The 23218-nt window shown below is 63.4% G+C and carries 25 protein-coding genes; 10 read left to right on the forward strand and 15 right to left on the reverse strand.

Annotated elements, in window-relative coordinates:
• Nucleotides 1-59: 59 nt before the first annotated feature.
• Nucleotides 60-827, reverse strand: coding sequence for an SDR family oxidoreductase (locus AC13C2_RS05855; RefSeq protein ID WP_339641369.1), 768 nt, complete (start codon nt 825-827; stop codon nt 60-62).
• A gap of 54 nt (nt 828-881) precedes the next feature.
• Here AC13C2_RS05855 and AC13C2_RS05860 point away from each other — a divergent pair, with 54 nt between their 5' ends.
• Nucleotides 882-1913: an L-idonate 5-dehydrogenase gene (locus tag AC13C2_RS05860; RefSeq protein ID WP_482886211.1), complete on the forward strand. Its 1032-nt coding sequence runs from the start codon at nt 882-884 to the stop codon at nt 1911-1913.
• Between the two features lie 81 nt (nt 1914-1994).
• Nucleotides 1995-2372, forward strand: coding sequence for a rhodanese-like domain-containing protein (locus AC13C2_RS05865; RefSeq protein ID WP_092762132.1), 378 nt, complete (start codon nt 1995-1997; stop codon nt 2370-2372).
• Between the two features lie 21 nt (nt 2373-2393).
• Here the strand turns inward: AC13C2_RS05865 and AC13C2_RS05870 are convergent, their stop codons facing one another.
• Nucleotides 2394-3518 carry an FAD-dependent monooxygenase gene (locus AC13C2_RS05870; RefSeq protein WP_482886212.1) on the reverse strand — a complete coding sequence of 375 codons (1125 nt, stop codon included), beginning with the start codon at nt 3516-3518 and terminating at the stop codon, nt 2394-2396.
• A 4-nt stretch (nt 3519-3522) separates the two neighbouring features.
• Nucleotides 3523-3945, reverse strand: a complete 423-nt coding sequence (gene dksA, locus AC13C2_RS05875) for an RNA polymerase-binding protein DksA (protein ID WP_482886213.1) — start codon at nt 3943-3945, stop codon at nt 3523-3525.
• 183 nt (nt 3946-4128) lie between these two features.
• Here dksA and AC13C2_RS05880 point away from each other — a divergent pair, with 183 nt between their 5' ends.
• The 5 genes from AC13C2_RS05880 (at nt 4129) to AC13C2_RS05900 (ending at nt 9083) form a co-directional block, all read left to right on the forward strand.
• Nucleotides 4129-4968 (forward strand): AAA family ATPase, encoded by an 840-nt coding sequence (locus AC13C2_RS05880; RefSeq protein WP_092762663.1) that lies wholly within the window; start codon nt 4129-4131, stop codon nt 4966-4968.
• Between the two features lie 94 nt (nt 4969-5062).
• The gene (locus AC13C2_RS05885; protein ID WP_482886214.1) at nt 5063-5959 is read left to right on the forward strand and encodes a cation diffusion facilitator family transporter; all 897 of its coding nucleotides are present in this window, start codon (nt 5063-5065) and stop codon (nt 5957-5959) included.
• Between the two features lie 380 nt (nt 5960-6339).
• The gene (locus tag AC13C2_RS05890) at nt 6340-7716 is read left to right on the forward strand and encodes a DUF2927 domain-containing protein (RefSeq protein WP_482886215.1); all 1377 of its coding nucleotides are present in this window, start codon (nt 6340-6342) and stop codon (nt 7714-7716) included.
• 9 nt (nt 7717-7725) lie between these two features.
• On the forward strand, nt 7726-7887 hold the full coding sequence (locus AC13C2_RS05895; protein WP_175495831.1) for an apolipoprotein acyltransferase: 162 nt from the start codon (nt 7726-7728) through the stop codon (nt 7885-7887).
• An 11-nt stretch (nt 7888-7898) separates the two neighbouring features.
• Nucleotides 7899-9083 carry a vWA domain-containing protein gene (locus AC13C2_RS05900; RefSeq protein WP_482886216.1) on the forward strand — a complete coding sequence of 395 codons (1185 nt, stop codon included), beginning with the start codon at nt 7899-7901 and terminating at the stop codon, nt 9081-9083.
• Between the two features lie 7 nt (nt 9084-9090).
• Here AC13C2_RS05900 and AC13C2_RS05905 read toward each other — a convergent pair whose 3' ends face one another.
• Complete coding sequence (locus AC13C2_RS05905; RefSeq protein ID WP_482886217.1) at nt 9091-9579, reverse strand: DUF421 domain-containing protein; 489 nt, start codon at nt 9577-9579, stop codon at nt 9091-9093.
• 77 nt (nt 9580-9656) lie between these two features.
• Here AC13C2_RS05905 and AC13C2_RS05910 point away from each other — a divergent pair, with 77 nt between their 5' ends.
• From AC13C2_RS05910 to AC13C2_RS05920, 3 genes are all read left to right on the forward strand, one after another.
• Entirely contained in the window at nt 9657-10370 is a 714-nt protein-coding gene (locus AC13C2_RS05910; protein WP_482886218.1) for a M48 family metallopeptidase, read from the forward strand.
• A gap of 77 nt (nt 10371-10447) precedes the next feature.
• Entirely contained in the window at nt 10448-11311 is an 864-nt protein-coding gene (locus tag AC13C2_RS05915) for a PfkB family carbohydrate kinase (protein WP_482886219.1), read from the forward strand.
• Nucleotides 11312-11596: 285 nt separating this feature from the next.
• Complete coding sequence (locus AC13C2_RS05920; RefSeq protein WP_092762116.1) at nt 11597-12310, forward strand: DUF502 domain-containing protein; 714 nt, start codon at nt 11597-11599, stop codon at nt 12308-12310.
• A gap of 268 nt (nt 12311-12578) precedes the next feature.
• Here AC13C2_RS05920 and AC13C2_RS05925 read toward each other — a convergent pair whose 3' ends face one another.
• From AC13C2_RS05925 to AC13C2_RS05975, 11 genes are all read right to left on the reverse strand, one after another.
• Nucleotides 12579-12839, reverse strand: a complete 261-nt coding sequence (locus AC13C2_RS05925) for a hypothetical protein (RefSeq protein ID WP_092762114.1) — start codon at nt 12837-12839, stop codon at nt 12579-12581.
• A 225-nt stretch (nt 12840-13064) separates the two neighbouring features.
• Entirely contained in the window at nt 13065-14441 is a 1377-nt protein-coding gene (gene murD, locus AC13C2_RS05930; RefSeq protein WP_482886220.1) for a UDP-N-acetylmuramoyl-L-alanine--D-glutamate ligase, read from the reverse strand.
• Complete coding sequence (locus AC13C2_RS05935; RefSeq protein ID WP_092762111.1) at nt 14438-14665, reverse strand: hypothetical protein; 228 nt, start codon at nt 14663-14665, stop codon at nt 14438-14440. The genes murD and AC13C2_RS05935 overlap by 4 nt, the downstream gene beginning before the upstream one ends.
• Nucleotides 14658-15059: an ACT domain-containing protein gene (locus AC13C2_RS05940; protein ID WP_482886221.1), complete on the reverse strand. Its 402-nt coding sequence runs from the start codon at nt 15057-15059 to the stop codon at nt 14658-14660. Before AC13C2_RS05940 ends, AC13C2_RS05935 begins: the two co-directional genes overlap by 8 nt.
• Nucleotides 15059-16141, reverse strand: coding sequence for a phospho-N-acetylmuramoyl-pentapeptide-transferase (mraY, locus tag AC13C2_RS05945; RefSeq protein WP_092762107.1), 1083 nt, complete (start codon nt 16139-16141; stop codon nt 15059-15061). The genes AC13C2_RS05940 and mraY overlap by 1 nt, the downstream gene beginning before the upstream one ends.
• Nucleotides 16142-16148: 7 nt before the next feature.
• Complete coding sequence (locus AC13C2_RS05950) at nt 16149-17537, reverse strand: UDP-N-acetylmuramoyl-tripeptide--D-alanyl-D-alanine ligase (protein WP_482886222.1); 1389 nt, start codon at nt 17535-17537, stop codon at nt 16149-16151.
• The gene (locus AC13C2_RS05955) at nt 17534-18988 is read right to left on the reverse strand and encodes a UDP-N-acetylmuramoyl-L-alanyl-D-glutamate--2,6-diaminopimelate ligase (protein WP_482886223.1); all 1455 of its coding nucleotides are present in this window, start codon (nt 18986-18988) and stop codon (nt 17534-17536) included. The genes AC13C2_RS05950 and AC13C2_RS05955 overlap by 4 nt, the downstream gene beginning before the upstream one ends.
• 62 nt (nt 18989-19050) lie before the next feature.
• Nucleotides 19051-20847, reverse strand: a complete 1797-nt coding sequence (locus tag AC13C2_RS05960; RefSeq protein WP_482886224.1) for a peptidoglycan D,D-transpeptidase FtsI family protein — start codon at nt 20845-20847, stop codon at nt 19051-19053.
• Complete coding sequence (ftsL, locus tag AC13C2_RS05965; RefSeq protein WP_339641403.1) at nt 20844-21305, reverse strand: cell division protein FtsL; 462 nt, start codon at nt 21303-21305, stop codon at nt 20844-20846. Before ftsL ends, AC13C2_RS05960 begins: the two co-directional genes overlap by 4 nt.
• Complete coding sequence (rsmH, locus tag AC13C2_RS05970; protein WP_092762100.1) at nt 21305-22276, reverse strand: 16S rRNA (cytosine(1402)-N(4))-methyltransferase RsmH; 972 nt, start codon at nt 22274-22276, stop codon at nt 21305-21307. The genes ftsL and rsmH overlap by 1 nt, the downstream gene beginning before the upstream one ends.
• Before the next feature lie 25 nt (nt 22277-22301).
• Complete coding sequence (locus tag AC13C2_RS05975) at nt 22302-22808, reverse strand: division/cell wall cluster transcriptional repressor MraZ (protein ID WP_092762098.1); 507 nt, start codon at nt 22806-22808, stop codon at nt 22302-22304.
• Nucleotides 22809-23218 lie beyond the last annotated feature (410 nt).

Below are 23218 nucleotides of genomic sequence, written 5' to 3' on the forward strand. Positions count from 1 at the left end.
CGACCGCGCGGGGCGCAGGTCGGCCTGTGCCATCCTGATCGTCTGACGTTTGCCGGGGCCTAGAGCGAGGCGGTGATCCCGCCGTCGACATAGACGACCGTGCCGTTGACGAAGCTGGACGCCTCGGAGGACAGGAAAATACAGGCCCCGACCAATTCCTCGACCTTGCCCCAGCGACCTGCCGGAGTGCGGTTCGAAAGCCATTCGGTGAACTTCGGATCCTCGACCAGCGCCTTGTTCAACGGCGTGTCGAAATAGCCGGGGGCCAGCCCGTTGCATTGCAGACCGTGCTTCGCCCAGTCGGTCGCCATGCCCTTGGTCAGGTTCGCGACGGCCCCCTTGGTGGCCGTATACGGCGCGATGCCGGGACGGGCGAGCGCGGACTGGACCGAGCAAATGTTTACGATCTTGCCAGCGCCACGCGCAATCATGTGGCGCGCGACTGCCTGACCGACGTGGAAAACGCTGGCGATATTGGTTTGCAACAGACGTTCAAAAGCGTCGGCGGGGAAATCTTCCAACGCGGTGCGATGCTGCATCCCGGCATTGTTGACAAGGATATCGATGGGTCCGGTGTCGGCCTCGAACCCGTCGATGGCGGTGCGGACGGCATCGTGATCGGTCGCATCGAAGGCCAGCGTTTCGACCTTCGCGCCTTCGCCGCGCAGGGTTTCGGCGGCCTGCATCAGCTTGTCCGCAGTCCTCCCGTTCAGGACGATGGACGCCCCTGCCGCCGCAAGCCCCCTGGCCAGTGCAAACCCGATGCCTTGTGACGATCCGGTGATCAACGCGCGCTTTCCGGTCAGATCGAAGAGGGTCGTGGACATGGGCGGGCTCCGCTGCAAGGTTTGGGGTGCCCTTCCCCTTAGCGAGCCATCTCCATGAAATCCATCGTCATCCACGCCGCCCGCGACCTTCGCATCGAGGAGCAGGAGGCGTCGTCCCCCGGCCCCGGCGAAGTTCAGATCAAGATGGCGGCGGGCGGCATATGTGGGTCGGACCTGCATTATTACCAACATGGCGGGTTCGGCACGATTCGCCTGCGCGAGCCGATGGTCCTGGGGCACGAAGTGGCGGGCCATGTCACGTCCCTGGGCGAGGGTGTCACAGATCTGGCGGTCGGGCAGCTGGTCGCCGTCTCACCATCGCGGCCCTGCGGGCATTGCCGCTATTGTCTGGAGGGGGTGCCGAACCATTGCATGAACATGCGGTTCTATGGGTCCGCCATGCCGTTTCCGCATATTCAGGGTGCATTCCGTCAGGTGCTGAACGCCGACGCAAGCCAATGCGCCGTGGCCGATGGCCTGACCGCCGGGGAGGCCGCGATGGCGGAACCGCTGGCCGTCACCCTGCACGCGACGCGGCTGGCCGGAGGAATGGTCGGCAAGTCGGTGCTGGTGACCGGCTGTGGCCCTATCGGTATCCTGTCCATCCTGTCGGCCCGCCGCGCCGGGGCGGATCGCATCGTGGCGACCGACCTGTCGGATTTCACCTTGGCGATGGCCAAGCGGATCGGTGCGGACGACGTGGTCAACATGGCTGACACGCCCGACGGGCTGGCCCGGTTCACAGGCGACAAGGGCACCTTCGACGTCATGTTCGAGTGTTCCGGCGCGGCGCAGGCGCTGGCAGCGGGCATCCCGGCGATGCGGCCTCGCGGCATCGTGATGCAGTTGGGGCTGGGCGGGGACATGAGCATCCCGATGCAGGCGCTGACCGCGAAGGAGCTGTCGCTTAAAGGCTCGTTCCGCTTTCACGAGGAATTTCAAACTGGTGTCAGCCTGATGCGCAAAGGCCTGATCGACGTCTCGCCGCTGATTACGCATACGCTGGGCATCGACGCGGCGGTTCAGGCGTTCGAAATCGCAAGCGACCGCAGTCAGGCGATAAAGGCGCAGATCGACTTCGGCTGAAGCGCACATTGCCATCGACGCCTGACTGCGGCAGCTTTGTTTCCGACCGGCATTTGCCGGACCACCCGAAAGGATCAGACGATGAAATCTGCAAAGGACTATCTCGAGGCGGCCAACGCCGAAGTGCCCCGTATCAAGGCAGCCGAGGCCATCGCCCACCACAAGGACGCAGACGCGACATTCGTCGACGTGCGCGACAGTGCCGACATCGCCAAGACCGGCACCATCGCCGGGGCCGTCCGTGTGCCGCGCGGGTTCATCGAATTCGCCGCAGACGATGCCAGCCCATATCACAATGCCGCGCTCAAGAAGGATGCGAAACTGTATCTCGTCTGCGGTGCGGGGGGTCAGGCGGCACTGGCGGGCAAGACGCTGACCGAAATGGGATTCTCCTCGGTCACGAATGTCGGTGGCATCGGTGACTGGAAAGAGGCCGGCGGCGCGATGGAAGACGCCTGAGTGTCTGGCGTGTCGGCGGGCTCAACCCGCCGTCACATCGTGATTGTAAAGCCAGTCGTAGCGGCCCAGCATCGCGGTCGGCCGGATGACGTTGAGCGTACGCAGCGCCCCATGGCCGAGAATGCGTTTCGCCCCTGTCAGATGATAATTTCGGGCGTTTGACCGGGCTATGGCCAATGCGCGCGCAACGCGGGGACGGCGCGCCGCCTCCCACCCTGCCGGATCGTCCAGCATGGCTGCCAATGTCCATGCGTCCTCCAGCGCGAGGTTCGCGCCCTGCGCCAGAAACGGCAGCGTCGGGTGCGCCGCGTCCCCGATCAACGTGCAGGCCCCGCGCGTCCACCGCGGCGTTGCTCCATGATCCATCAGGCCCCACAGATGCACGGTTTCGACCCGGTCCAGCAACATACGGATCGGGGTGGCGAACCCGGCGAAGGCGGCGCGCAGGTGCGCGGGGTCGTCGGTATGCGACCAGCCCGCGTCGGTCCATGCAGTCCGTTCCTCGACCGCCACGATGTTCAGCGCCCGGCCATCGCGCAGGGGGTAGCAGACCAGATGACGGCCGCTTCCGGTGTGGATCTGCGCTTCCGCTGGCCATTGATCGACCGGGACGATCGCACGCCATGCGACCTGTCCGGTAAAAGCGCCGCGATGGTCCGGCGCGACAAATGCCCTTGCCCTGCCCCGTGCACCGTCAGCCCCGATCAGTCGGGCCGTGGGCATTGCGGTATCTTCGCTCAGGTGCAGGGCTCGCCCGCCGTCCGCGATGTCGGTGACCCTGGTATCGAGCCGAAGCGTTACACCCACATCGGCGGCACGGTCGGCCAGTGCGGAGATCAGGTCGGCCCGGTGGATCAGCCGGAAACCGGGACCGAGCGGCATTCGGATCACGGATTTTCCCGAGACCCCGTCGATCACGTGGACAGCGCGGCTTGCAATCGCGCGGGGCGTGACACCCAAGGCCGCCAGCACGCGCCCGCCGTTCGGCGCGATTTGCAACCCTGCACCGATATCCGTCAGTGCCGCTGCCTGTTCGATCACTGTCACAGAGCGGCCCCGTTGCGCGCAGGCAACGGCCATGGCCAGCCCGGCAATTCCCGCGCCCAGAACGGTGACGTCGGACGCCAAGACCGCAGAGGCGATCATCGGATCAGTCGTCGCGGTGGACCTTCTCGCGGCGCTCGTGCGTTTCCTGCGCCTCGACCGTCATGGTGGCGATGGGGCGGGCATCCAGACGCTTGAGCGAAATCGGCTCACCGGTCTTTTCGCAATACCCGTATTCGCCATCCTCGATCCGGCGCAGGGCCGCATCGATCTTGGAAATCAGCTTGCGCTGCCGGTCACGTGTCCGCAGTTCGATCGACCGATCGGTTTCCTCGGACGCACGGTCAGCGATGTCCGGAATGCTTCGGGCGGCACCCTGCAGACCTTCCAGCGTGCGCTCGGTCTCTTCCAGAAGGTCGGCTTTCCAGGCGTTCAGCTTACGGCGGAAATACTCCGTCTGACGCTCGTTCATGAACGGCTCGCCCTCAGCGGGCGTGTAGTCGGATGGGAGAAAGGTCTCGGCTTTCATAGTCGTCGCTCCTTCGCACCGGTCCGTTGCAGGTTCTGTCTTAGGCGATGAACCGAACCGGGCCCTCTATCGCCGCGCTTACAACAGGTTCGGGGGCTTGTCACGCCCCGCGAAGCTCTGCTTGCGCCAAGGGGGGCGACTGTTAGGTTGCGCGCCAAACGGGACCTGCGAATGGGATGCGGAATGCAGTTTGAAGGCACCAAGGATTATGTAGCAACCGACGACCTTTCAGTGGCCGTCAACGCGGCAATCACGTTGGAACGTCCGCTTCTGGTCAAGGGGGAGCCGGGAACGGGAAAAACCGAACTGGCCCGTCAGGTCGCCGCCGCGCTTGGCGTTCCAATTCTGGAATGGGCGGTGAAATCGACCACGCGCGCGCAACAGGGCCTGTATGAATACGATGCCGTGTCCCGCCTGCGCGACAGCCAGTTGGGGGATGAGCGGGTCCACGACATTTCCAACTACATCCGCAAGGGCAAGCTTTGGCAGGCCTTTGATGCGGACGAACGCGTCGTCCTGTTGATCGACGAGGTGGACAAGGCGGATATCGAGTTTCCGAACGATCTGTTGCAGGAACTCGACCGGATGGAGTTCCACGTTTACGAAACGGGCGAGACGATCCGCGCCAGGCATCGCCCCATCGTCATCATCACCTCGAACAACGAAAAGGAGCTGCCGGACGCCTTTCTGCGCCGTTGCTTTTTTCATTACATCCGTTTCCCGGACATCGAAACGCTGCGCCGCATCGTCGAAGTGCATCATCCGGGCATCAAGCAGTCGCTTCTCACGACGGCGCTGACGCAGTTCTTCGCGGTGCGCGATCAACAGGGATTGAAGAAGAAACCGTCAACGTCGGAAATGCTGGACTGGCTGAAGCTGTTGCTTGCCGAGGATCTGACAGCCGATGATCTGAAGGCCGATGCCAACTCCGCCCTGCCGCGCCTGCACGGCGCACTTCTGAAGAACGAACAGGACGTGCATCTGTTCGAACGGCTGGCTTTCATGGCGCGCGGCGGCCGATAGTGATATGAACGGCGGCGCGCTGCCGGTCGTGTTGCCATCGGGGCGGGCGAGTGAAAGATCAGCCATCTACGCAATGCTGGCGGGTTGAAGCAACGTGACACTGGATGCGAGCAAACTGGCGGTCGGTACGATCATCCTTGGGATCGTCGTGCTTGCCCTGAAATGGATCGCCTTCAGAATGACGGGCAGCGTCGCCCTTTATTCAGACGCACTCGAAAGTGTCGTCAACATCGTGGCAGCAGTCATGGCCCTGGTCGCGATCAGGATCAGCGCCAGGCCGCCCGATGCCAATCACCCCTACGGGCACAGCAAGGCGGAATACCTTTCGGCGGTGATGGAAGGGGCGATGATCGTCCTGGCGGCGATCCTTATCATGCAGGAGGCGTTCGCAGCCCTGCGTTTTCCCCGCGCGCTTGACGCGCCCGCGGCCGGACTGGCCGTCAATGGACTTGCAACGCTGCTCAATGTCGTCTGGGCACTTGTTCTGATCCGTTGGGGGGCCCGCATCCGGTCGCCAGCGCTTGCAGCGGACGGGCGACATCTGATGACCGATGTCATCACATCGGTGGGCGTTATCTTTGGCCTCATTCTGGCCCAGTTGAGCGGTTGGAACTGGATCGACCCGGTGATCGCCCTTGTGGTGGCAGTCAACGTGCTCTGGTCCGGCTGGGTTCTGATGCGGTCGTCGATCGGTGGGTTGATGGACGAGGCACCTGATTCCGATATCTGCAGCAGGGTCGAGACCATCATCGCCGCGAACGGGGAAGGGGCGCTTCAGGCCCACGATCTCCGGATGAGACAGACGGGACAGACCACCTTCGTCGAATTCCATCTGATCGTTCCGGGCAAGATGACAGTATCGGAATCCCATGCGATCTGCGATCGGATCGAGGCTGCCCTGACAGTCGCACTGGAAGGCGCGGCGATTTCGATACATGTCGAGCCGGATCACAAGAGGAAAAGCGGGAACGTTGTCGATCTAACACCCTGAGGTTGGGAGATTCGGACCGGATTGCAGCGCGCGAAAATCCGCGAAAACATGTTCCGGGGCGCGAGCCGACATCAGGGATCATACGCCACCCCGATCCTCCCGTTTCGGCGAGCCTTCGCCCAACGTCGCCTTGTCCATGCCCCAATCCGGCCACATTGACCGCATAGCCTTGACACAAAGCACAAAGATGCGAGCAGTTACGACATGGAAATGGAAACAATCGGGATTCGCCCGGTCATGGCAGACGACCGCACGTTGGTGACCATGGCCCATGCCAGCGGCCCCATCGCGCCGCACGTCCTTTTGTCCAGTCAGGCTTGTAGGCATACCCGCATCCATCCGCATTCGCGGTGCGCGCCTGTCCGAAGAACGGTGTGCTCATGCTGAAATCGCTCGCCAGCCTCGCCGTCATGGCGCTGGCATCTTGCGCAACACCGGGTCTTGCTCCGCAGGCCACGCGCGCCACGATCGCCAATATCACCGATGCACTGCCGGCCCCGCGCCGGTTCAGCGGTGCGCCGGCGATGCGCCTTCCGGTGCAACCCAATGCGCAACTGGCCCGCGACTTCATGGCGCTGACATTTCAGCTGGAAACCGGGCGTCAGTTGAACACCTTCACCCGTTACGAAGGCCCGATCACCGTTGCCGTCGAAAACGCGACCGGCACATCTCTGCCGCCGACGCTGCAGCCCGATCTGGACGACCTGCTGGTGCGCTTGCGCGGCGAGGCAAAGATCGACATCCGCCGTGCCGAAGCGGGCGAAATGGGGTCGATCACGATTTCCGCCCTGCCCCGCAAGACGCTGCAACGTTTCGTTCCCGGTGCCGCCTGTTTCGTGGTGCCGCGCGTTGCGGGATGGAGCGACTATCTGGCAAAACGCTTCAGTCCCGAGATCGACTGGACGACGCTGACCACGCGCACCCGCGCCAGTATTTTCCTGCCATATGACGTCAGTCCTCAGGAAATCCGCGATTGCCTCCACGAAGAGCTGGCGCAGGCTGTGGGCCCCCTCAACGATTTGTATCGCCTGCCATATTCGACCTTCAACGACGACAACGTGAATGTAGTGCTGACGTCCTATGATATGATGTTATTGCGAGCGACATATGACTCCAGTCTGCAATCCGGCATGTCGCAGGCACAGGTCGCGGCACGGCTCCCGGCAATTCTGGCTCGGGTGAATCCCAGTGGGCGTGTGGCTGACCGCGGGGCCACGCCCGAAGCGACGGAGCGCTGGAGCAAGGCCATTCAGGGCGCTTTGTCGCCGGACGTGTCCAGCACGGCGCGTCTGACCCATGCCAAGAACGCCGTGGCGCTGGCGCAGGCCGCCGGATGGCAAGATGAACGGCTGGCGTTTTCGCATCTGGCCTTGGGGCGGGCGGCCTTGCCCATGGACGGCGACATCGCCATTGCGGCGTTCCTCGAGTCCGCCGCCATGTACAAACAACTGACTGGCAACAGCATCCATTCCGCGCAGGTCGCGGTACAACTGGCAGCCTTTGCCCTGTCGTCCGGGCAGGCGGACTCCGCGCTGAGCATTCTGGACGAAGCGATTCCCGCGGCCGACGACGCACAGAACGCCTCGCTTCTGGCAACACTGCTGCTGCTGCGGTCAGAAGCCACGGCATTGCAGGGTGCATCATCCGAAGCCGCGCGCATCCGCCGCGAAGGGCTGGCCTGGGGCCGATATGCCTGGGGCGACGAAGTTCTGGCGATCCGGGCAGTCGAGGTTGCGGGCCTGCGCCCCGGCGCGTAAAGCACACTTATGCTACCACTCATCACAGCCGCCATCGGCGCTCTTCTTGGCGGGTTTACCGCTTATCGTCGCAACGGAAACGGGTTCGACATCGCCCAATGGGCTGCTGTCTGGGCTCTGATGGGGGCCATCGTCGGTGTGCTGGGCATCATTGTTTTGACGCGGCTTTAGACGGCCATATCGTGTTCCTGAGGTTCTTCGGCACGTTGCGCACCCTGGGCGTTCCGGTGTCGATGCGCGAACACTTGGCCTTCCTGGAAGGGCTGGCAGCAGGTCTCGCCACCTACGATGTCGAAGCGTTCTATTATCTGGCCCGCACCGTTCTGGTGAAAGACGAGCGCCATATCGACCGCTTCGACCGCGCCTTTGCCGCAACCTTCGAAGGGCTGGAAAACATCTCGACGCAGGAGGTGTTGAATGCCGTCGACCTGCCCCAGGACTGGCTGGAAAAGCAGGCCGAAAAGTTGCTGACCCCCGAAGAACGCGCCGAGATCGAGGCCCTTGGAGGGTTCGACAAGCTGATGGAAACACTGAAAGAGCGGCTGAAAGAACAGCAAGGCCGTCATCAGGGTGGGTCGAAATGGATCGGCACCGCCGGGTCTTCGCCATTCGGAGCCTATGGCTATAATCCCGAAGGTGTACGGATCGGGCAGGACGAGAGCCGTCATCAGCGTGCCGTCAAGGTCTGGGACAAGCGCGAATTCCGCAATATGGACGATCAGGTCGAACTGGGCACGCGCAACATAAAGGTCGCGCTCAAACGCCTGCGGGCCTGGGCCCGTGACGGGGCTGCGGACGAGCTGGATCTGGACGATACGATCCGCTCTACCGCGAAGGCGGGCTATCTGGACGTCAAGACCCGGCCCGAGCGGCGCAACGCGGTCAAGGTGCTTCTGTTCCTCGACGTCGGCGGCAGCATGGACCCGCATATCAAGGTCGTCGAAGAATTGTTCAGTGCCGCCCGCGCCGAGTTCCGGACGCTGGAGCATTTCTACTTCCACAATTGCCTTTACGAGGGGGTCTGGAAAGATAACCGCCGCCGCTGGGACGCCGTAACACCGACCCGCGACATCCTGAACAAGTATGGTTCCGATTATCGCGCCATCTTCGTCGGTGATGCCTCCATGTCGCCCTATGAAATCGCCTATGCGGGCGGTGCGAACGAACATTGGAACGAGGAGCCGGGACAGGTCTGGCTGACCCGCGCCCGCGATCAATGGGTATCGAACCTGTGGATCAACCCCCTGCCCCGCAGCCATTGGGACCATACCCATTCCGTCCGTATGATCCGCGAACTTTTCGACGATCGGATGGTGCCGATGACGCTGCAAGGTCTGAGCCGGGGCATGAAACTGCTGACCCGCTAGGCACCGATCATCGGATCACGTCGTTCAACAAGGCATCATCCAGATGGTCACCGTGCAATACGCTGACATCTCCCGTCGTTTCCAGAACCACGGCGCGCACCTCGTCAAATGACAGCACGTTCGCCTCGCGCAATTTGGCCCGCAAGTCGGACATGGTGACGCGTGTCGCGGTCAGGTTCGCCATGATGACCTTGCCATCTCGCATAAGGACGACGGGACTGTTGTCGGCAACATATTCGACTGCGTCCGATCGCGATCGCGCCAGGCCGATCAGCCATTGCACCGTAAAAAGCGCAGCCATCCCTGCGATGCCTTGCCAGAGCGTCACGCCGGGATTCACCACCGTCGCCGCCAGCACCGAACCGAAGGCCACCGTGACGGCGAAGTCGTAAGACGACATCTTGGAAAACGTCCGCAACCCGGCAAGACGCACGAAAAACACCATAACAGGCACGAGAATGGCGGCATCCACCGCATAGGTCATCCAGTCCGGCATCGGTCGCCTCCTGCCCGGTCAACACCGGTGTGCGAACACGGTTCCAATTCACGGGTTGCGGCCCCATATCTTTGAAGATGCTGAAACTGCCCGCCCTCCTGATTGCAATCGGCTACGGTCTTGTCCTGTGGCTGTTTTCGGCGTGGCGACTGAAGAAGCAGATGGACGAGACGTCGACCCCGCTCAATCATCCGGTTCTGGAACGGGAATTCGTGCGGATGGCCGAAGTTCTCGACCTCGACCGCATTGTTGTGAACGTGCACGAAGTCGAGCCGGTGAATGGTCTTGCCGCCCCCGACGGGCGCATCTTCCTGACGCGCGGCTTTGTCCGGAAATTCGACGCGGGCGAAGTTACGGCGGCCGAGATGGCCTCGGTCGTCGCGCATGAGATGGGGCACGTCGCACTGGGCCATGCCCGGCGACGGCTGATCGACTTCTCGGGACAGAACGCGATTCGCGTCGTGCTGGCGGGCGTATTGGGCCGTTTCCTTCCTGGTATCGGACCATGGGTTGCGAACACTCTGGCCAGTATGGTCGCCGCGCGCCTGTCGCGACAGGACGAATACGAAGCCGACGCCTACGCCAGCGCCCTGCTGGTCAAGGCGGGTATCGGGACCGGGCCGCAAAAGACGCTTCTCGAAAAGCTGGGTAAACTGACCGGCATGGGCGGACACGGTGCTCCGGCCTGGTTGATGAGCCACCCCAAAACCCCCGAGCGCCTCGCCGCCATCGAAGCGAACGAGGCCCGGTGGGGCATCGCGTCCGGCCCCGGAATGCTGCCGCCGGTCTGACGGCTCCGTCCGGACCGTACCGGATGCATGAATCCCTCGACTTTACCCGGACCCGTCCATGGGGCAGACCGGCGCGCATGACACCGGATATTCTCTGCATCGGCTCGGTCCTGTGGGACGTCATCGGACGGTCCAATGCGCATATGCACAAAGGGTCCGATGTACCGGGCCGTATCGTGCGCCTGCCCGGTGGCGTGGCCCTGAATATCGCGATGGCCGCCAAGGCCTATGGCATGACGCCTGCCTTGCTGTCGGTCGTAGGCCGCGATGTGGAAGGGGATGAGCTGGTCGCGGCTCTGGAACGGCTGGGTCTGGTGACGGAGATGCTCTATCGCTCCGAGGACCTGCCCACGGATGTCTACATGGCGGTCGAGGGTGGCAACGGGCTGATCGCCGCCATCGCCGATGCCCATTCGCTTGAGGCGGCGGGAGACAAGGTTCTGCGCCCGCTGGAGGGACTGAATTTCACCGGCCCGATCGCCGTTGACGGCAACCTGACGCAGGATCTGCTGGGTCAAATCGCCGCCGACGCAAGGTTCGCGCACGCCGACCTGCGGATTGCGCCCGCTTCGCCCGGCAAGGCCGAACGCCTGCTGCCTTTCCTGACGCATGGCTCGGCTACACTCTACGTGAACCTCGAAGAAGCTGGTTTGTTGTTGCACGCGCCGCAGCCCGATGCGCCCACCGCCGCTGAAACCCTCAGAAAACGCGGGTTGCACCGCGTTTTGGTTACCGACGGTTCACGGACGACGGCCTGCGCGCATCCCGGCGGCGTGATTGCACGCATGCCCCGGTCAGTCATGGTCACGCGGGTCACCGGCGCGGGCGACACTTTCATGGCGGCCCATATCGCCGCCGAGGCGCAGGGCGCCGATCCTGCCGCCGCATTGGACCGCGCGTTGGAGGCGGCGGCGACATACGTGTCCGGCGATACCTATTAGCGGGTCCATACCGTCCTGTCCGCCCCCGGCACGAACCGTCTGCTGATTCTTGTGGCTGTCTGACCCCGCGACCGTCGGCACGGCAAACGCCCGGAGGCGGACATCTGGCTTCGCCCCGCCCCCCTTTTCAACTCTGATGGACCAACCGGGACGGGCATAGTGGCCCCGACGGTTGGCGCGTTGTGCTACAGATTGCTCGTCTGGACGGTCTGACGGGCGGACCTCCGCTTGTCCCCGCCCGGCGCGCGGCCTATGTCGAGCTAAACCCAACGGGATCTGCACTCTATGCCCATCGGCGACGACCTGCCCCTGCGCCCGACGCGCCCCGGCCTGATTACCCGTCTCAGGAATTATTTCCTGACCGGACTGATCGTGATCGCGCCCATCGGTCTGACGTTCTGGCTGATCTGGTCGATCATCGGCTGGATCGACAGCTGGGTCCTGCCGTTCGTCCCGGCCCGCTATCGCCCCGATATCTGGCTGTTGCAGCGCTTCGACATCGACCTCGACATCCGGGGCATCGGGGTCGCGTTCTTCTTCCTCTTCACTTTGATCATCGGCTGGGGCGCCAAGGGCCTGATCGGTCGGTCAGTGCTGCGATGGGCAGAAAACCTGGTGCAGACGATGCCGGTCGTCCGTTCGGTCTATGGCGGACTCAAGCAAATCGCCGAGACCATTCTGGCGCAGGATCAATCCAGTTTCGAAAATGCCTGTCTGATCGAATACCCACGTCAGGGAATTTGGGCACTCGGGTTCATCTCGACCTCAGCCAAGGGCGAAATCGCGGCGCGGGCTGGCGTCCCGATGATGTCGATCTTCCTGCCGACGACGCCGAACCCGACGTCCGGCTTCCTGCTGTTCGTTCCGGCCGAAGACGTGGTGATTCTGGATATGTCGGTGGAGGATGCGGCCAAGCTCGTGATTTCCGCGGGCCTCGTATACCCTGGCAGCAAGACGCCAAGTGAAACGATTCCAGACCTCGCGCCGCCCGAAACCTGAATTCAATCGGACAGCAGGATGGCTTCCTCGACGTAGCATCCGTTTGGGACTTGGCCCGGTTCATCCGATGAAATGACCGGATGGCGCTTGGATCCGGTGTGTTTGCGGTCGGGGCTGACGTCTCAGCAGGGCATGACGCCGCAGGTCCCGGCAATGGCGCAGATCAACCCAGCGTACGCCACAGACGATACGGGGCGCGCAGACCTGTTCCGGTTTCTGAGTTTCCGGCGTTGCGGGCACCTGAACCGCAGCGCGGCAGTGCAAACGGTCATGTCTCGGATATGTTGCGATACTCGCCATCGTGAATGTGATCGAGACGGTCCTGCAAATCCTGCGGCAGCTTCGTCGGGTCGACAACGACCTTGCCGTCATGCGCCGAGGTGATGTGATCCGGCCCCAGTTCCACATCGCCATACCCTTCGAAATAGACTGTCAGCGTCTTCGGCGTAACCTCCCGAACGGCGCCGATGCCAACGGCACCTTCGGCGACGAAAACCTCATCCTCGATCCTGATCGTCGATAGGGGCATGGCAGTTCCTCCTGTCTTTCGGGCACGCTGCCCGTTTGTCGAGCACATCATCGCCACGCGGATGCCCGGCGTCCAGCCCCTCCGTCTGTCGCCTTGCTGGGCAGGACCGATGTTTCATCGCCTGTGCGGCTGTCTGCTAAACCGTCCGGACAGTCGGTACGGTATACTAAGGACAAGTCATCGCGACGGGCAGAACGCCGCGGTCCTGCCCGTCGCACGTCTGGGTCAGGTCAGCGCCGCAACCTGGGTGGCGAAATCCTCGCCGCGCCGTTCGAAGCTGTCGTATTGGTCGAAACTCGCCGCCGCAGGAGCCAGCAGAACCGTATCGCCCGGTTGCGCATCGGTATCGGCACGGGCGACGGCGGTGGCCATATCGGTGCAGATCTCGGTCTCGACGCCCGGTCCCAGTGCAAGTGCGAAAGCCTCGGCCTCGCGCCCTATGACATAAGCGCGAGCGACGTTGCCCAGATGCGGGTGCAGACCCTCCAACCCGCCATCCTTCTGCAACCCGCCACAGATCCAGCGGATGGATTTGAAAGCCTGCAATGCCTGCGCCGCGGCATCCACATTGGTGGCCTTGCTGTCGTTGACATAGGTCACGCCATCGCGGGTCGCGATCAGTTGCGAGCGGTGCGGCAGGCCGGGATAGGTTCGCAACCCGGCTTCGATATCGCGCGGGCCCAAGCCCAGGGCCCGCGCCGCACCCCATGCGGCGCAGGCGTTCTGATGATTGTGCCGCCCCGGCAGGCCCGGAATGTCCCGCAGATCTACGCTGGCGACCTGACGGCCCTTGCGATGTTCGGACAGCCAGCCCTTCTTGACGGTGACCAGCCAGCCCGGCCCGGTCAGCTTGCCGGTCGAGACGCGGATCACCCGGTCATCGACCGGCGCTTCCTGCAACTGGTTTGCTAGAAAGCGGCCCTCGTCCTCGTCCACGCCGATCACGGCTCGATCCGGCCCGCCTTCGGCGAACAGGCGGCGCTTGGCGGCAAAGTATCCGCCCAATCCGGCATGACGGTCCAGATGATCGGGCGACAGGTTGGTGAAGACGCAGATATCCGGCGTCAGGCTGCGCGCCAGTTCGGTCTGATAACTGCTGAGTTCCAGAATCACGATGTCATCTTCGCCCGGCATATCGAGGTCCAGGACACCGCGCCCGATGTTCCCCGCCAGATATGCGGTCTTTCCGGTGCTGGTCAGGATGTGATGCAACAGGGCGGAGGTCGTCGATTTACCATTCGATCCGGTTACGCAGACGGTGCGCGGTGCCGCGTGGTCCAGCGATCGAAAGAACAACCCGATGTCGTTGTCGACCGCCACACCCGCGTCCCAGGCGGCCCGGATTACCGGATGCGGCGCAGGATAAAGGTGCGGTATGCCGGGCGATGTAACCAGCGTCACGACCCCGTCAAATGCGCCGGGCCTGGTCAGATCGCGCACCTCGAACCCCTCGGCCTGCGCGGTGTCGCGCCCTGATGTGCCGTCGTCCCACGTCAGCACCGTCGCCCCCCCTGCGCGCAAGGCCCGGGCGGCGGTCAGGCCGGACCGGCCGAGACCCAGCACGGCAACCGTTGCCCCCTCGAAGCCGCGCACCGGGATCATGCGTCCGCCCCCATGTCGCGGCCCATCTGGCGCAGCGCCTCCCACGGCTGATCGGGATTCAGCGGCGGGGCATCGACCGCGTCGCGTGTGCCCTGCCAGACCGGCACGGCCATGATCGCCAGGGCGATGGCGAAGGCCAATGCTCCATACCGCGCCGCCCGCACGCTGAGCGAGACGGGTGGCCCCGCGCGGCGCGTGCGCCATTCAAGATAACGCCTAAACATCCGGAACCTCGGCGGCGGCGCGCATATGCAGAACCGAAAGTGCACGATCAGCATCGTTTGCGGGCACGAAAGCGTGATCGTGGTGATGTCCGGCGACCATGTTGCAAGCGATATTTTCGCAGGCCAGCGCGGTAGCAACTGCAGCAGTCAGCCCGACGCCGTCAAGGGCCGATGCGACATTCAGCGTCAGACATGCCATTGGCTGTGAAACGTCCAGACCGGCCCTCTGCGCGACGTCCAACGGAAGTATGAGCGACAGCCCTTCTGGCTCCCGGATCGTGGCCACGGCCTGCCGCACAAGCGCGTCATCGTCTGACGTGGCGAACGCAAAGAGACCCTCCAGTCGCTCCGGGGCCATCTTCGCGAACATGTCTTCGGTTCTTCGGATCACCATCAGCGTATCTTCAAAGTTGCCAGCCCGATCAGCGCCAGAATCAGCGCGATGATCCAGAAGCGAATGACAACCTGCGGTTCTGCCCAGCCCTTTTTCTCGAAGTGATGGTGGATCGGAGCCATCAGGAACACACGTTTGCCCGTCGACTTGAAATAGACGACCTGGATGATGACCGAAAGCGCCTCGACCACGAACAGCCCGCCGATGATGGCCCAGACCAATTCATGCTTGGTCACAACGGCGATCGTGCCCAATCCGCCCCCCAGAGCCAGCGATCCTGTGTCGCCCATGAACACCGCGGCGGGCGGGGCGTTATACCACAGGAAACCAAGACCCCCGCCAATCAGCCCGGCGCAGAAGATCAGCAGTTCCCCCGTGCCGGGGACGTAGTGGACGTCAAGATATTCGGTAAAATCGATGCGTCCGACGGCATAGGAGATCACGCCCAAAGTTCCCGCTGCAATCATCACCGGCATGATCGCAAGACCATCCAGACCGTCGGTAAGATTGACCGCATTCGCGGACCCCACAATGACGATCATGATGAACGGAATATAGAAATATCCCATGTTCAAAAGCACGTTCTTGAAGAAGGGAACCGCCAGCTGACCCTGCAACGTGTCCGGATGCGCCCACATGGCTACGACGCCCGCAACGGTCGCGATCACGAATCCCAGCAGCAATCGCACGCGACCGGACACACCCTTGGCGTTGCCTGCACTGACCTTGGCGTAATCGTCGACGAAGCCGATGGCCCCGAAGCTGATCGTGACGCCCAGCACCAGCCAGACATAGATATTATCGAGCCGCCCGAACAACAGCGTCGACACCATAACTGCCCCCAGGATCAGCACACCGCCCATGGTGGGAGTCCCGGCCTTGGCGAAATGCGTCTCTGGTCCGTCGGGGCGGATCGGCTGGCCCTTGCCCTGCTGACGACGCAACAGGTTGATAAGGGGAGGTCCGAACACGAAACCGAAAATCAGCGCGGTGAAGAACGCACCGCCAGCCCGCACGGTAATATAGTTGAAAAGGTTGAATAGGTCGCCGCCGTCCGAAAGCTTTGTCAGCCAATACAGCATCTTGATTTTATCCTTTTGGCTTCGCGTCATCCAACGCGCGCAAACCTTCGACCAGCGTGGCCATCTTCATAGAAAGCGATCCTTTGACCAGGACCGCATCGCCCGGCCGCACCATGTCGCGCAGGTGCACGGCCAACCGGAGTGTGTCGTCCTCGTGATATCCGCGCTGATCGGGGCGCACGGCATCGTGCAGCCGCCGCATCAGCGGCCCGACGGTGTGGACCATATCGATCGTGTCCATCGCCGGATGCTCTGCCAGCCCGGCATGCAGGTCGGGTCCGGTCTGACCCAGTTCCTTCATATCGCCCAGAATAGCGATCCGACGGGCACGGCGCGGCACATGCGTCGCCGCCAGCAGATCCAGTGCCGCGCCGACCGAAGCCGGATTGGCGTTGTAGGCATCGTCGATCAGGTCGACCGGCGCTTGATCGGGGTGCAGCAGGACGGCGTGGCGCTGGCCCCGTCCCTCGGGCGGGGTCCAGTCCATCAGGCGAAGTGCCGCGCGCGCCACATCGGCTCCGACAGCATGAACGGCAGCCAAAGACGCCAACGCATTCATCGCGAAATGCGCGCCGGGGGCACCGATACGGAACATGATCGGGCCCAGCGGCGTCGAGGCGGCGCAACTGGTGTTGTCGGACCCGGCATTGACGTCGAGCAGACGCCAATCGGCCGTCTCGACCCGACCGAACGACACCGTACCCTGACGCGCAAGAATCGTGGAAACCTCCAAATCCGCGTTCCAGATCGCAGTGCCCCCTGCGACAAGGCCATCGAAGATCGACGCCTTCTCGCGGGCGATACCCGGCACGCCGTCGGCAAAAGCCTCCATGTGCACGGCTGATACGTTGATGACCATGGCCACGTCGGGCGCGACCATGGCGGTCAAGGGCGCGATTTCTCCGGGGTGATTCATACCGATCTCGACGACGGCGAAATCGGCCTCGACCGGGATCGCGGCCAATGTCAGCGGCACGCCCCAATGGTTGTTGTAGGACTTGATCGCTGCATGGGTGAGTCCCTGCGACGACAGACAGTGCCGCAGCATTTCCTTGGTCGAGGTCTTGCCGACGCTTCCTGTCACCGCAATCACCTTGGCACCCGTACGGGCGCGACCGGCCCGGCCCAGAGCCTCCAGCGCGGTCTGCACGTTGCCCACCACCAGCAAAGGCGCATCTTCGCAGCCGTCGGGAATACGATCCACCAGCGCGGCGGTGGCGCCGGCGTCCAGCGCGGCGCGCACGAAATCATGGCCATCGCGCGCCGCCTTCAGCGCCACGAACATCTGGCCAGGCCGTATCGTGCGGCTGTCGATGCCGAAGCCATCAACGTCCCAGTCACCCTGCGTCGTGCCGCCGGTCGCCGCTGCGGCATCTGTCGCGGACCAGAGCGTCATGCCTCCCGTCCTTCGAGTGCGGCGACCGACAGCGACGCCTGTTCCACATCGTCGAAGGGCAGAACCATATCGCCGACGGTCTGACCGCTTTCGTGGCCCTTACCCATGATCAGCAGTGCATCGCCCGGTTCCAACATACTCGTCCCGCGCAGGATCGCCTCGGCCCGGTCGCCGATTTCGATGGCACCCGGTGCACCCTGCATTACGGCGATACGGATTGTGGCCGGGTCTTCCGACCTTGGGTTGTCGTCTGTGACGATCACCACGTCGGCATGTTCGGCTGCGGCGGCTCCCATCAGGGGTCGCTTGCCGGTGTCGCGATCGCCGCCCGCGCCGACGATGGCAACGATCCGGCCCATGACATGCGGGCGCAGCGCTTGCAACGCGGTCGCAACGGCATCGGGCGTGTGGGCATAATCGACGAAGACCGCCGCACCGCCATGGCGGGACGCGGCCAGTTGCATACGCCCGCGCACACCGGTCAAACTCGGCAAGGCGGCAAAAGTCGCCTCGGGGTCTTCGCCGCCGCCGATCACCAGCCCTGCTGCCAAAAGGGCGTTGGCAGCCTGGAACCCGCCGATCAGATCCAGCCGGACCGAATGCGCGCGCCCCTGCCAGCGGAACAGGACCTGCTGCCCGGTGGCATCGAACCGCTGGCCTGTCAGCTGGATCCGCGCGGCGGCGTTGCGACCGACACCGATGATCTCCTGCCCGCGACTTTCGCAGGCTGCGGCGATGTCCGGCCCATGCGGATCATCCAGATTCACGACCGCGACCCCGTCACCGGGAAGAAGACGGTCGAACAGCCCTGCCTTGGCGGCCAGATAGGCCTCCATAGTGCCGTGATAATCAAGGTGGTCCTGAGTCAGATTGGTGAAGCCGGCAGCTGCCAGGCGCACCGCTTCCAGACGGCGCTGGTCCAGACCGTGGGACGAAGCCTCCATCGCCGCATGGGTGATACCTGCATCGGCCATGTCTGCCAGCAGGCGGTGCAGCGTGATCGGTTCCGGCGTCGTATGGACGGAGGAGGCATGGAATGCGCCTTCGACGCCCGTCGTGCCGATATTCGCCGCGGAGAACCCCATTGTCTCCCATAACTGACGGGTGAAACTGGCAACGCTGGTCTTGCCGTTGGTGCCGGTGACCGCGACCATCACGTCAGGCTGCGACCCGGCCATCAGGGCGGCGGCGAAGGCCAATGCGGCACGCGGGTCTTCGACCACTATGGCGGGTGTCCCTTCGGGCAGGATAGCAGCCCCGGCGGGGTCTGTCAGAATCGCGACGGCCCCGCGGTTCAGCGCATCGGCGGCAAATCGCGCGCCATGGGTCACGGCGCCGGGCAGGGCCGCGAACAGATCACCGGGGCGCGTCTTGCGGTTATCGACCGACAATCCGCCGATCCGAAGGTCGGCCGCCCCCGTCAATCCCAGTTCAGAAAGCGTCTTCTGCATCTTCTTCCCCCGACACGGGAATGCCCTAACGTGCACTGCCCGCGCCGTCCATGGACCACGGTTTATCGCTGCGCGGCGGTCTGGGTCAGATATTCACCGAAAGTATCCACGCCCGGATCGAAATCGGGCCGCAGCCCCAGTAATGGCGCGACCCGCCGAACCAGTTCCGACGCGATCGGCACTGCCGTCCAGCCGGCGGTTCTCCGCAACTGTCCCGCGGCCTCGATGCTGGGCTCGTCCAGCGTGACGACGATCACATACTTCGGATCCTGTGCGGGAAAGACACCCGCAAAAGTCGAGATCGTCTTGTCATCGTAGTATCCACCGGCCGGGCTGGGCTTGTCCGCAGTGCCGGTCTTGCCGCCGATCTGATAACCTTCGACTTCGGCCAGCGAGGCGGTGCCGCGTGTCACCACCTGCCGCAACATGTTGCGTGCCTCGGCGGAAACGCGAGAGCTGACGATGCGCGGCCCTGGCTCGACAGGCCCCTCGCGGGCCAGAAGCGTCGGCTGCACGCGCGTTCCACCATTCAGGACCGAGGCATAGGCCGTCGCCAGATGCAGCGGCGAGACCGATATCCCGTGACCATAGCTGATGGTCATGGTGGAGATGTCCGGCCAGCGGGCAGGCACGAGGGGATGTGCCCCCGGCGCCTCGGCCAGCTCGACCGGTGTGGATTCGAAAAGGCCCAGCGATTTCAAAAAGCTCTGCTGCCGCTCCGCACCGATTTCCAATGCTATCCTTGCCGTGCCGATGTTCGACGATTTCACAATCACGTCCGTCACCGAAAGCCGGTCGCCATAGTCGTCGAAGTCACGGATACTGAAGCGACCCTGCCGCAACGGGCCGCTCGTGTCGATTATCGTACCCGAATTTGTCAGGCCCAATTCGAGCGATTGTGCAATGGTCAGTATCTTGAACACGGATCCGAGCTCATAGACGCCCTGCACTGCGCGGTTGAACAGCGGACTATCCCCCGGAGTGCCCTCGGTCGGGGGAGCCGGGCGACTGTTGGGATCGAAGTCCGGAAGTGACGCCATCGAGACGATCTCTCCGGTATTCACGTCCATCAGAACGCCCGCTGCGCCCTTGGCCGACATCAGCCGCATGCCCGACGCCAACACGCGCTCCATTGCTGTCTGCACCGATACATCGATCGACAGGCGCAGCGGAGCACCCTCGCGCGCAGGGTCGCTGAGATAGTCGTCGAACTCCGCCTCGACACCGGCGACGCCCTTGATTTCCGCCGCCCGCACGTCCTGTTGGCCATATCGCGCGCCACCCAGAATATGACCGGCCAGCTGGCCGTTGGGATAGACGCGCATTTCACGTTGACCGAACAGCAGTCCCGGTTCGCCCAGATCGTGCACCGCCTGCTGCTGCTCGGGCGAGATATTGCCTTTGAGCCAGTAGAACTTGGACCCGGACGTAAAGCGCTTCTGCCACACCTCGACTTCCATGTCGGGGAAAATCTGGGCCAGTCCTTCTGCGGCTGTCAGCGGGTTGATCATCAGGCGCGGCTGCGCATAGAGCGCGGTTGCCGTGACGTTCGTGGCCAAAACGCGGCCTTCGCGATCAGTGATATCGGCGCGGGCCGAAACGATGTCGGCCCCGGCCAGCCCGCCGGTCGCTGGCTCGCGGGCGTCGGTGGCGGCAATCGTGCCCATCTTCAGACCGATGACCGCAAAGCCGAGCACGAAACAGACGGTGGTGAATTTCAACCGCCGTTCGGCGCGCGAGCGGACCTTTTCGGGATTTTCGCGCGGTACTACGACCGTTGCCTGGGGACGCGGCACGGTCGGGTTCACAGGCACGAAAGGATCGGTGGCGAGGACTCGGGCGCGGCGGCGGCGGATCATGGAAGCTGCTCCCCGTCATCGGCCAGAGTTGGCGGCGATATCACCCGCGGCTTGGCATCGGCACCGAAACGATATGTCATGACGATGACATCGCCTATCTTCTGCTCCAGCGCTTCCCCTTCGGCCCAGACCTGCGGCGATGCGGGCGGCGTTGGCAGTGCGGGCGGCGCGGGCGGTGGATAGCCGACCTGATCGGCGAGCGCAAAATGATCGGGAGCCAGCGGGATCAGGCCCAGTGTCTCGAAATTCATCTCAGCCAGCTCTTGCAGACGGTCGGGGCGATTCAGATAGGCCCATTCTGCACGCAACATCGACAACTCCTGATGGCGCGCGCCAATCGTACGCTCCAGCCGGGCGACATCGCGCTCTGTGGCGCGGGTCTCATAACCCTCGCCATAGGCCCAAAAAGCCAGGATCACGACAACCGAAACGGAGAGCGCATAAAGCAGAATTCGCATCAGATCGCTCCCAGACGAACTGGTTCAGGCAGGCCAAGCGCCCGCCGATCGACCCGGCCTGCGGGCGCATCGGTGCGTCTTGCCAGGCGCAACCGGGCTGATCGCGCGCGCGGATTTCCGGCGATTTCCCCGTCTGTCGGCCCGATGGCCTTATGCGTAATTTCGAATGCCGCGCGGCGGGCGGCGCGTTCGGGCGCATACCGGCTGCCACCACCACCCGCATCGGCGCGGTCGGCAAGGAAGCGCTTGACCGCCCGGTCTTCAACCGAATGGAACGAGACGACGGCCAGCCATCCGCCGGGTTTAAGCGTTCTTTCAGCAGCTTGCAGGCCTTCCGCCAGTTCGCCGAACTCATCGTTCACGGCGATGCGGATGGCCTGAAAACTGCGGGTCGCGGGATGACTCTGACCCGGCTTCTGACGCGGCAGGTTGGCAGCTACGGTTTCTGCCAGATCCAGCGTTGTGGCGAACGGCATTTCGGCCCGACGACGCACGATTGACCTGGCGATGCGACGCGCGGCACGCTCCTCGCCGTAGCGGTGCAGGATGTCGGCCAGCCTACCCTCGTCCATCTCATTGACCAGATCAGCGGCGGTCGGACCGTCATCGCCCATCCGCATGTCCAGTGGCCCGTCACGCATGAAACTGAAGCCACGATCAGCAAGGTCCAGTTGCATTGAGCTGACGCCCAGATCCAGAACGACGCCGTCCACAGCCTCACCCACCTCATCCATCTTCGAGAATACGCTCTTCACAAGTGTTACCCGCCCATCTGCCCAGTCGCGCGCCATCTGGTGGGCCAGCGGATCGCGGTCCAGACCGATCACCCGGTCCGCGCCCGCCTCCAACAGCCCCCGGGTGTATCCCCCGGCGCCCATGGTGCCATCCAACCACAGCCCCTGAACCGGGGCCACGTTTTCCAGAATCGCGGCCAGAAGAACCGGAACATGTGGCGCGGCGGACTCACTCATGCGGGGTGGGCCTGCAACAGCTCCATCAGTCGACGGAACGCCGCTTCTTTGGCAGCAACGACGTGATCGGCACCCCTTCTGGCAGATCGGCCAGAACCTGACCCAAACGGCTGGTCGCGGCTTCGGGGGCAGCGGGCGAATGAATGCGGAAAGTCTTGCCCTTGCCGGCAAAGACGGCCTGATCTGTGATGCCGATGCGACTGCGCAATGCGGCGTTCAGGATCAGCCGACCGCTGTCGTCGATGCTGATGGTTTCGGCCTGCGAATAAAAATAGTCCTCCAACGCCTCGCGGTGCGGGTCGCCCTCGTCCATGTCCTCGATCATCTCGCCCATCTCGGCGACGCCCTGCGCGGTGTAGGCAGTGTAATATGGAAACCGACCATCGCCGAAACACAGGATCATGTGCGGGTTCGTCCCTGCCTCGCGGTCGGGATCGCAGGCATCGAGCACACGGCGGAAGTCGGCGGGAATGGAAACCCTGCCCTTCACATCCACCTTGTGGGTGCTGGTGCCCCGGAAACGCTGCTCCAACCGATCCGTCCTGTCGTGGCGGCCTTACGACCCGCCGTTGCAATGCCCCTGAAAATGAAATCGGGCGAACCAGGTCTCTGCCAAAACCCGGTCCGCCCTGTTCTCCCGGCATGTGAACCCTGCTCGGAGTCCGTGTCGGGCGTCCATGGCGCGCTGCCACCTGGGGGGATGTATTGAGTACTGCGCGCGTCCGGATCTTCTGTCGTTCAGAGATATGTGGGGGGTGCCTGTCTAACCTGCCTCAAGTTTTTGCTTTTGTAGGGGTTGGAGGTCTGCGCCTCGATCCTCCCCGTTTCTCTGTAGGGAGTTGATGCCACGCCTGAGGCGGTCGGGGAACCCTTTTTATGCCACTTCATCCCACATTTTTTATCCACAGGATGTGGGTAAACTTGTGGATAGGCAGGGGTGGC

The sequence above is a fragment of the Jannaschia sp. L-14R genome, assembly GCF_056857695.1.

What these genes read in the sequence shown, in the direction of transcription:
- rsmH (WP_092762100.1), bottom strand. Translation starts at nt 22,276, where the DNA reads ATGAGTGAGTCCGCCGCGCCACATGTTCCGGTTCTTCTGGCCGCGATT.
- AC13C2_RS05905 (WP_482886217.1), bottom strand. Translation starts at nt 9,579, where the DNA reads ATGCCGGACTGGATGACCTATGCGGTGGATGCCGCCATTCTCGTGCCT.
- AC13C2_RS05960 (WP_482886224.1), bottom strand. Translation starts at nt 20,847, where the DNA reads ATGATCCGCCGCCGCCGCGCCCGAGTCCTCGCCACCGATCCTTTCGTG.
- AC13C2_RS05870 (WP_482886212.1), bottom strand. Translation starts at nt 3,518, where the DNA reads ATGATCGCCTCTGCGGTCTTGGCGTCCGACGTCACCGTTCTGGGCGCG.
- AC13C2_RS05880 (WP_092762663.1), top strand. Translation starts at nt 4,129, where the DNA reads ATGCAGTTTGAAGGCACCAAGGATTATGTAGCAACCGACGACCTTTCA.
- AC13C2_RS05920 (WP_092762116.1), top strand. Translation starts at nt 11,597, where the DNA reads ATGCCCATCGGCGACGACCTGCCCCTGCGCCCGACGCGCCCCGGCCTG.
- AC13C2_RS05910 (WP_482886218.1), top strand. Translation starts at nt 9,657, where the DNA reads ATGCTGAAACTGCCCGCCCTCCTGATTGCAATCGGCTACGGTCTTGTC.
- dksA (WP_482886213.1), bottom strand. Translation starts at nt 3,945, where the DNA reads ATGAAAGCCGAGACCTTTCTCCCATCCGACTACACGCCCGCTGAGGGC.
- AC13C2_RS05860 (WP_482886211.1), top strand. Translation starts at nt 882, where the DNA reads ATGAAATCCATCGTCATCCACGCCGCCCGCGACCTTCGCATCGAGGAG.
- murD (WP_482886220.1), bottom strand. Translation starts at nt 14,441, where the DNA reads ATGATCCCGGTGCGCGGCTTCGAGGGGGCAACGGTTGCCGTGCTGGGT.
- AC13C2_RS05935 (WP_092762111.1), bottom strand. Translation starts at nt 14,665, where the DNA reads ATGTTTAGGCGTTATCTTGAATGGCGCACGCGCCGCGCGGGGCCACCC.
- AC13C2_RS05865 (WP_092762132.1), top strand. Translation starts at nt 1,995, where the DNA reads ATGAAATCTGCAAAGGACTATCTCGAGGCGGCCAACGCCGAAGTGCCC.
- AC13C2_RS05895 (WP_175495831.1), top strand. Translation starts at nt 7,726, where the DNA reads ATGCTACCACTCATCACAGCCGCCATCGGCGCTCTTCTTGGCGGGTTT.
- mraY (WP_092762107.1), bottom strand. Translation starts at nt 16,141, where the DNA reads ATGCTGTATTGGCTGACAAAGCTTTCGGACGGCGGCGACCTATTCAAC.
- AC13C2_RS05950 (WP_482886222.1), bottom strand. Translation starts at nt 17,537, where the DNA reads ATGACGCTCTGGTCCGCGACAGATGCCGCAGCGGCGACCGGCGGCACG.
- AC13C2_RS05915 (WP_482886219.1), top strand. Translation starts at nt 10,448, where the DNA reads ATGACACCGGATATTCTCTGCATCGGCTCGGTCCTGTGGGACGTCATC.
- AC13C2_RS05925 (WP_092762114.1), bottom strand. Translation starts at nt 12,839, where the DNA reads ATGCCCCTATCGACGATCAGGATCGAGGATGAGGTTTTCGTCGCCGAA.
- AC13C2_RS05955 (WP_482886223.1), bottom strand. Translation starts at nt 18,988, where the DNA reads ATGCAGAAGACGCTTTCTGAACTGGGATTGACGGGGGCGGCCGACCTT.
- AC13C2_RS05855 (WP_339641369.1), bottom strand. Translation starts at nt 827, where the DNA reads ATGTCCACGACCCTCTTCGATCTGACCGGAAAGCGCGCGTTGATCACC.
- ftsL (WP_339641403.1), bottom strand. Translation starts at nt 21,305, where the DNA reads ATGCGAATTCTGCTTTATGCGCTCTCCGTTTCGGTTGTCGTGATCCTG.
- AC13C2_RS05890 (WP_482886215.1), top strand. Translation starts at nt 6,340, where the DNA reads ATGCTGAAATCGCTCGCCAGCCTCGCCGTCATGGCGCTGGCATCTTGC.
- AC13C2_RS05940 (WP_482886221.1), bottom strand. Translation starts at nt 15,059, where the DNA reads ATGGTGATCCGAAGAACCGAAGACATGTTCGCGAAGATGGCCCCGGAG.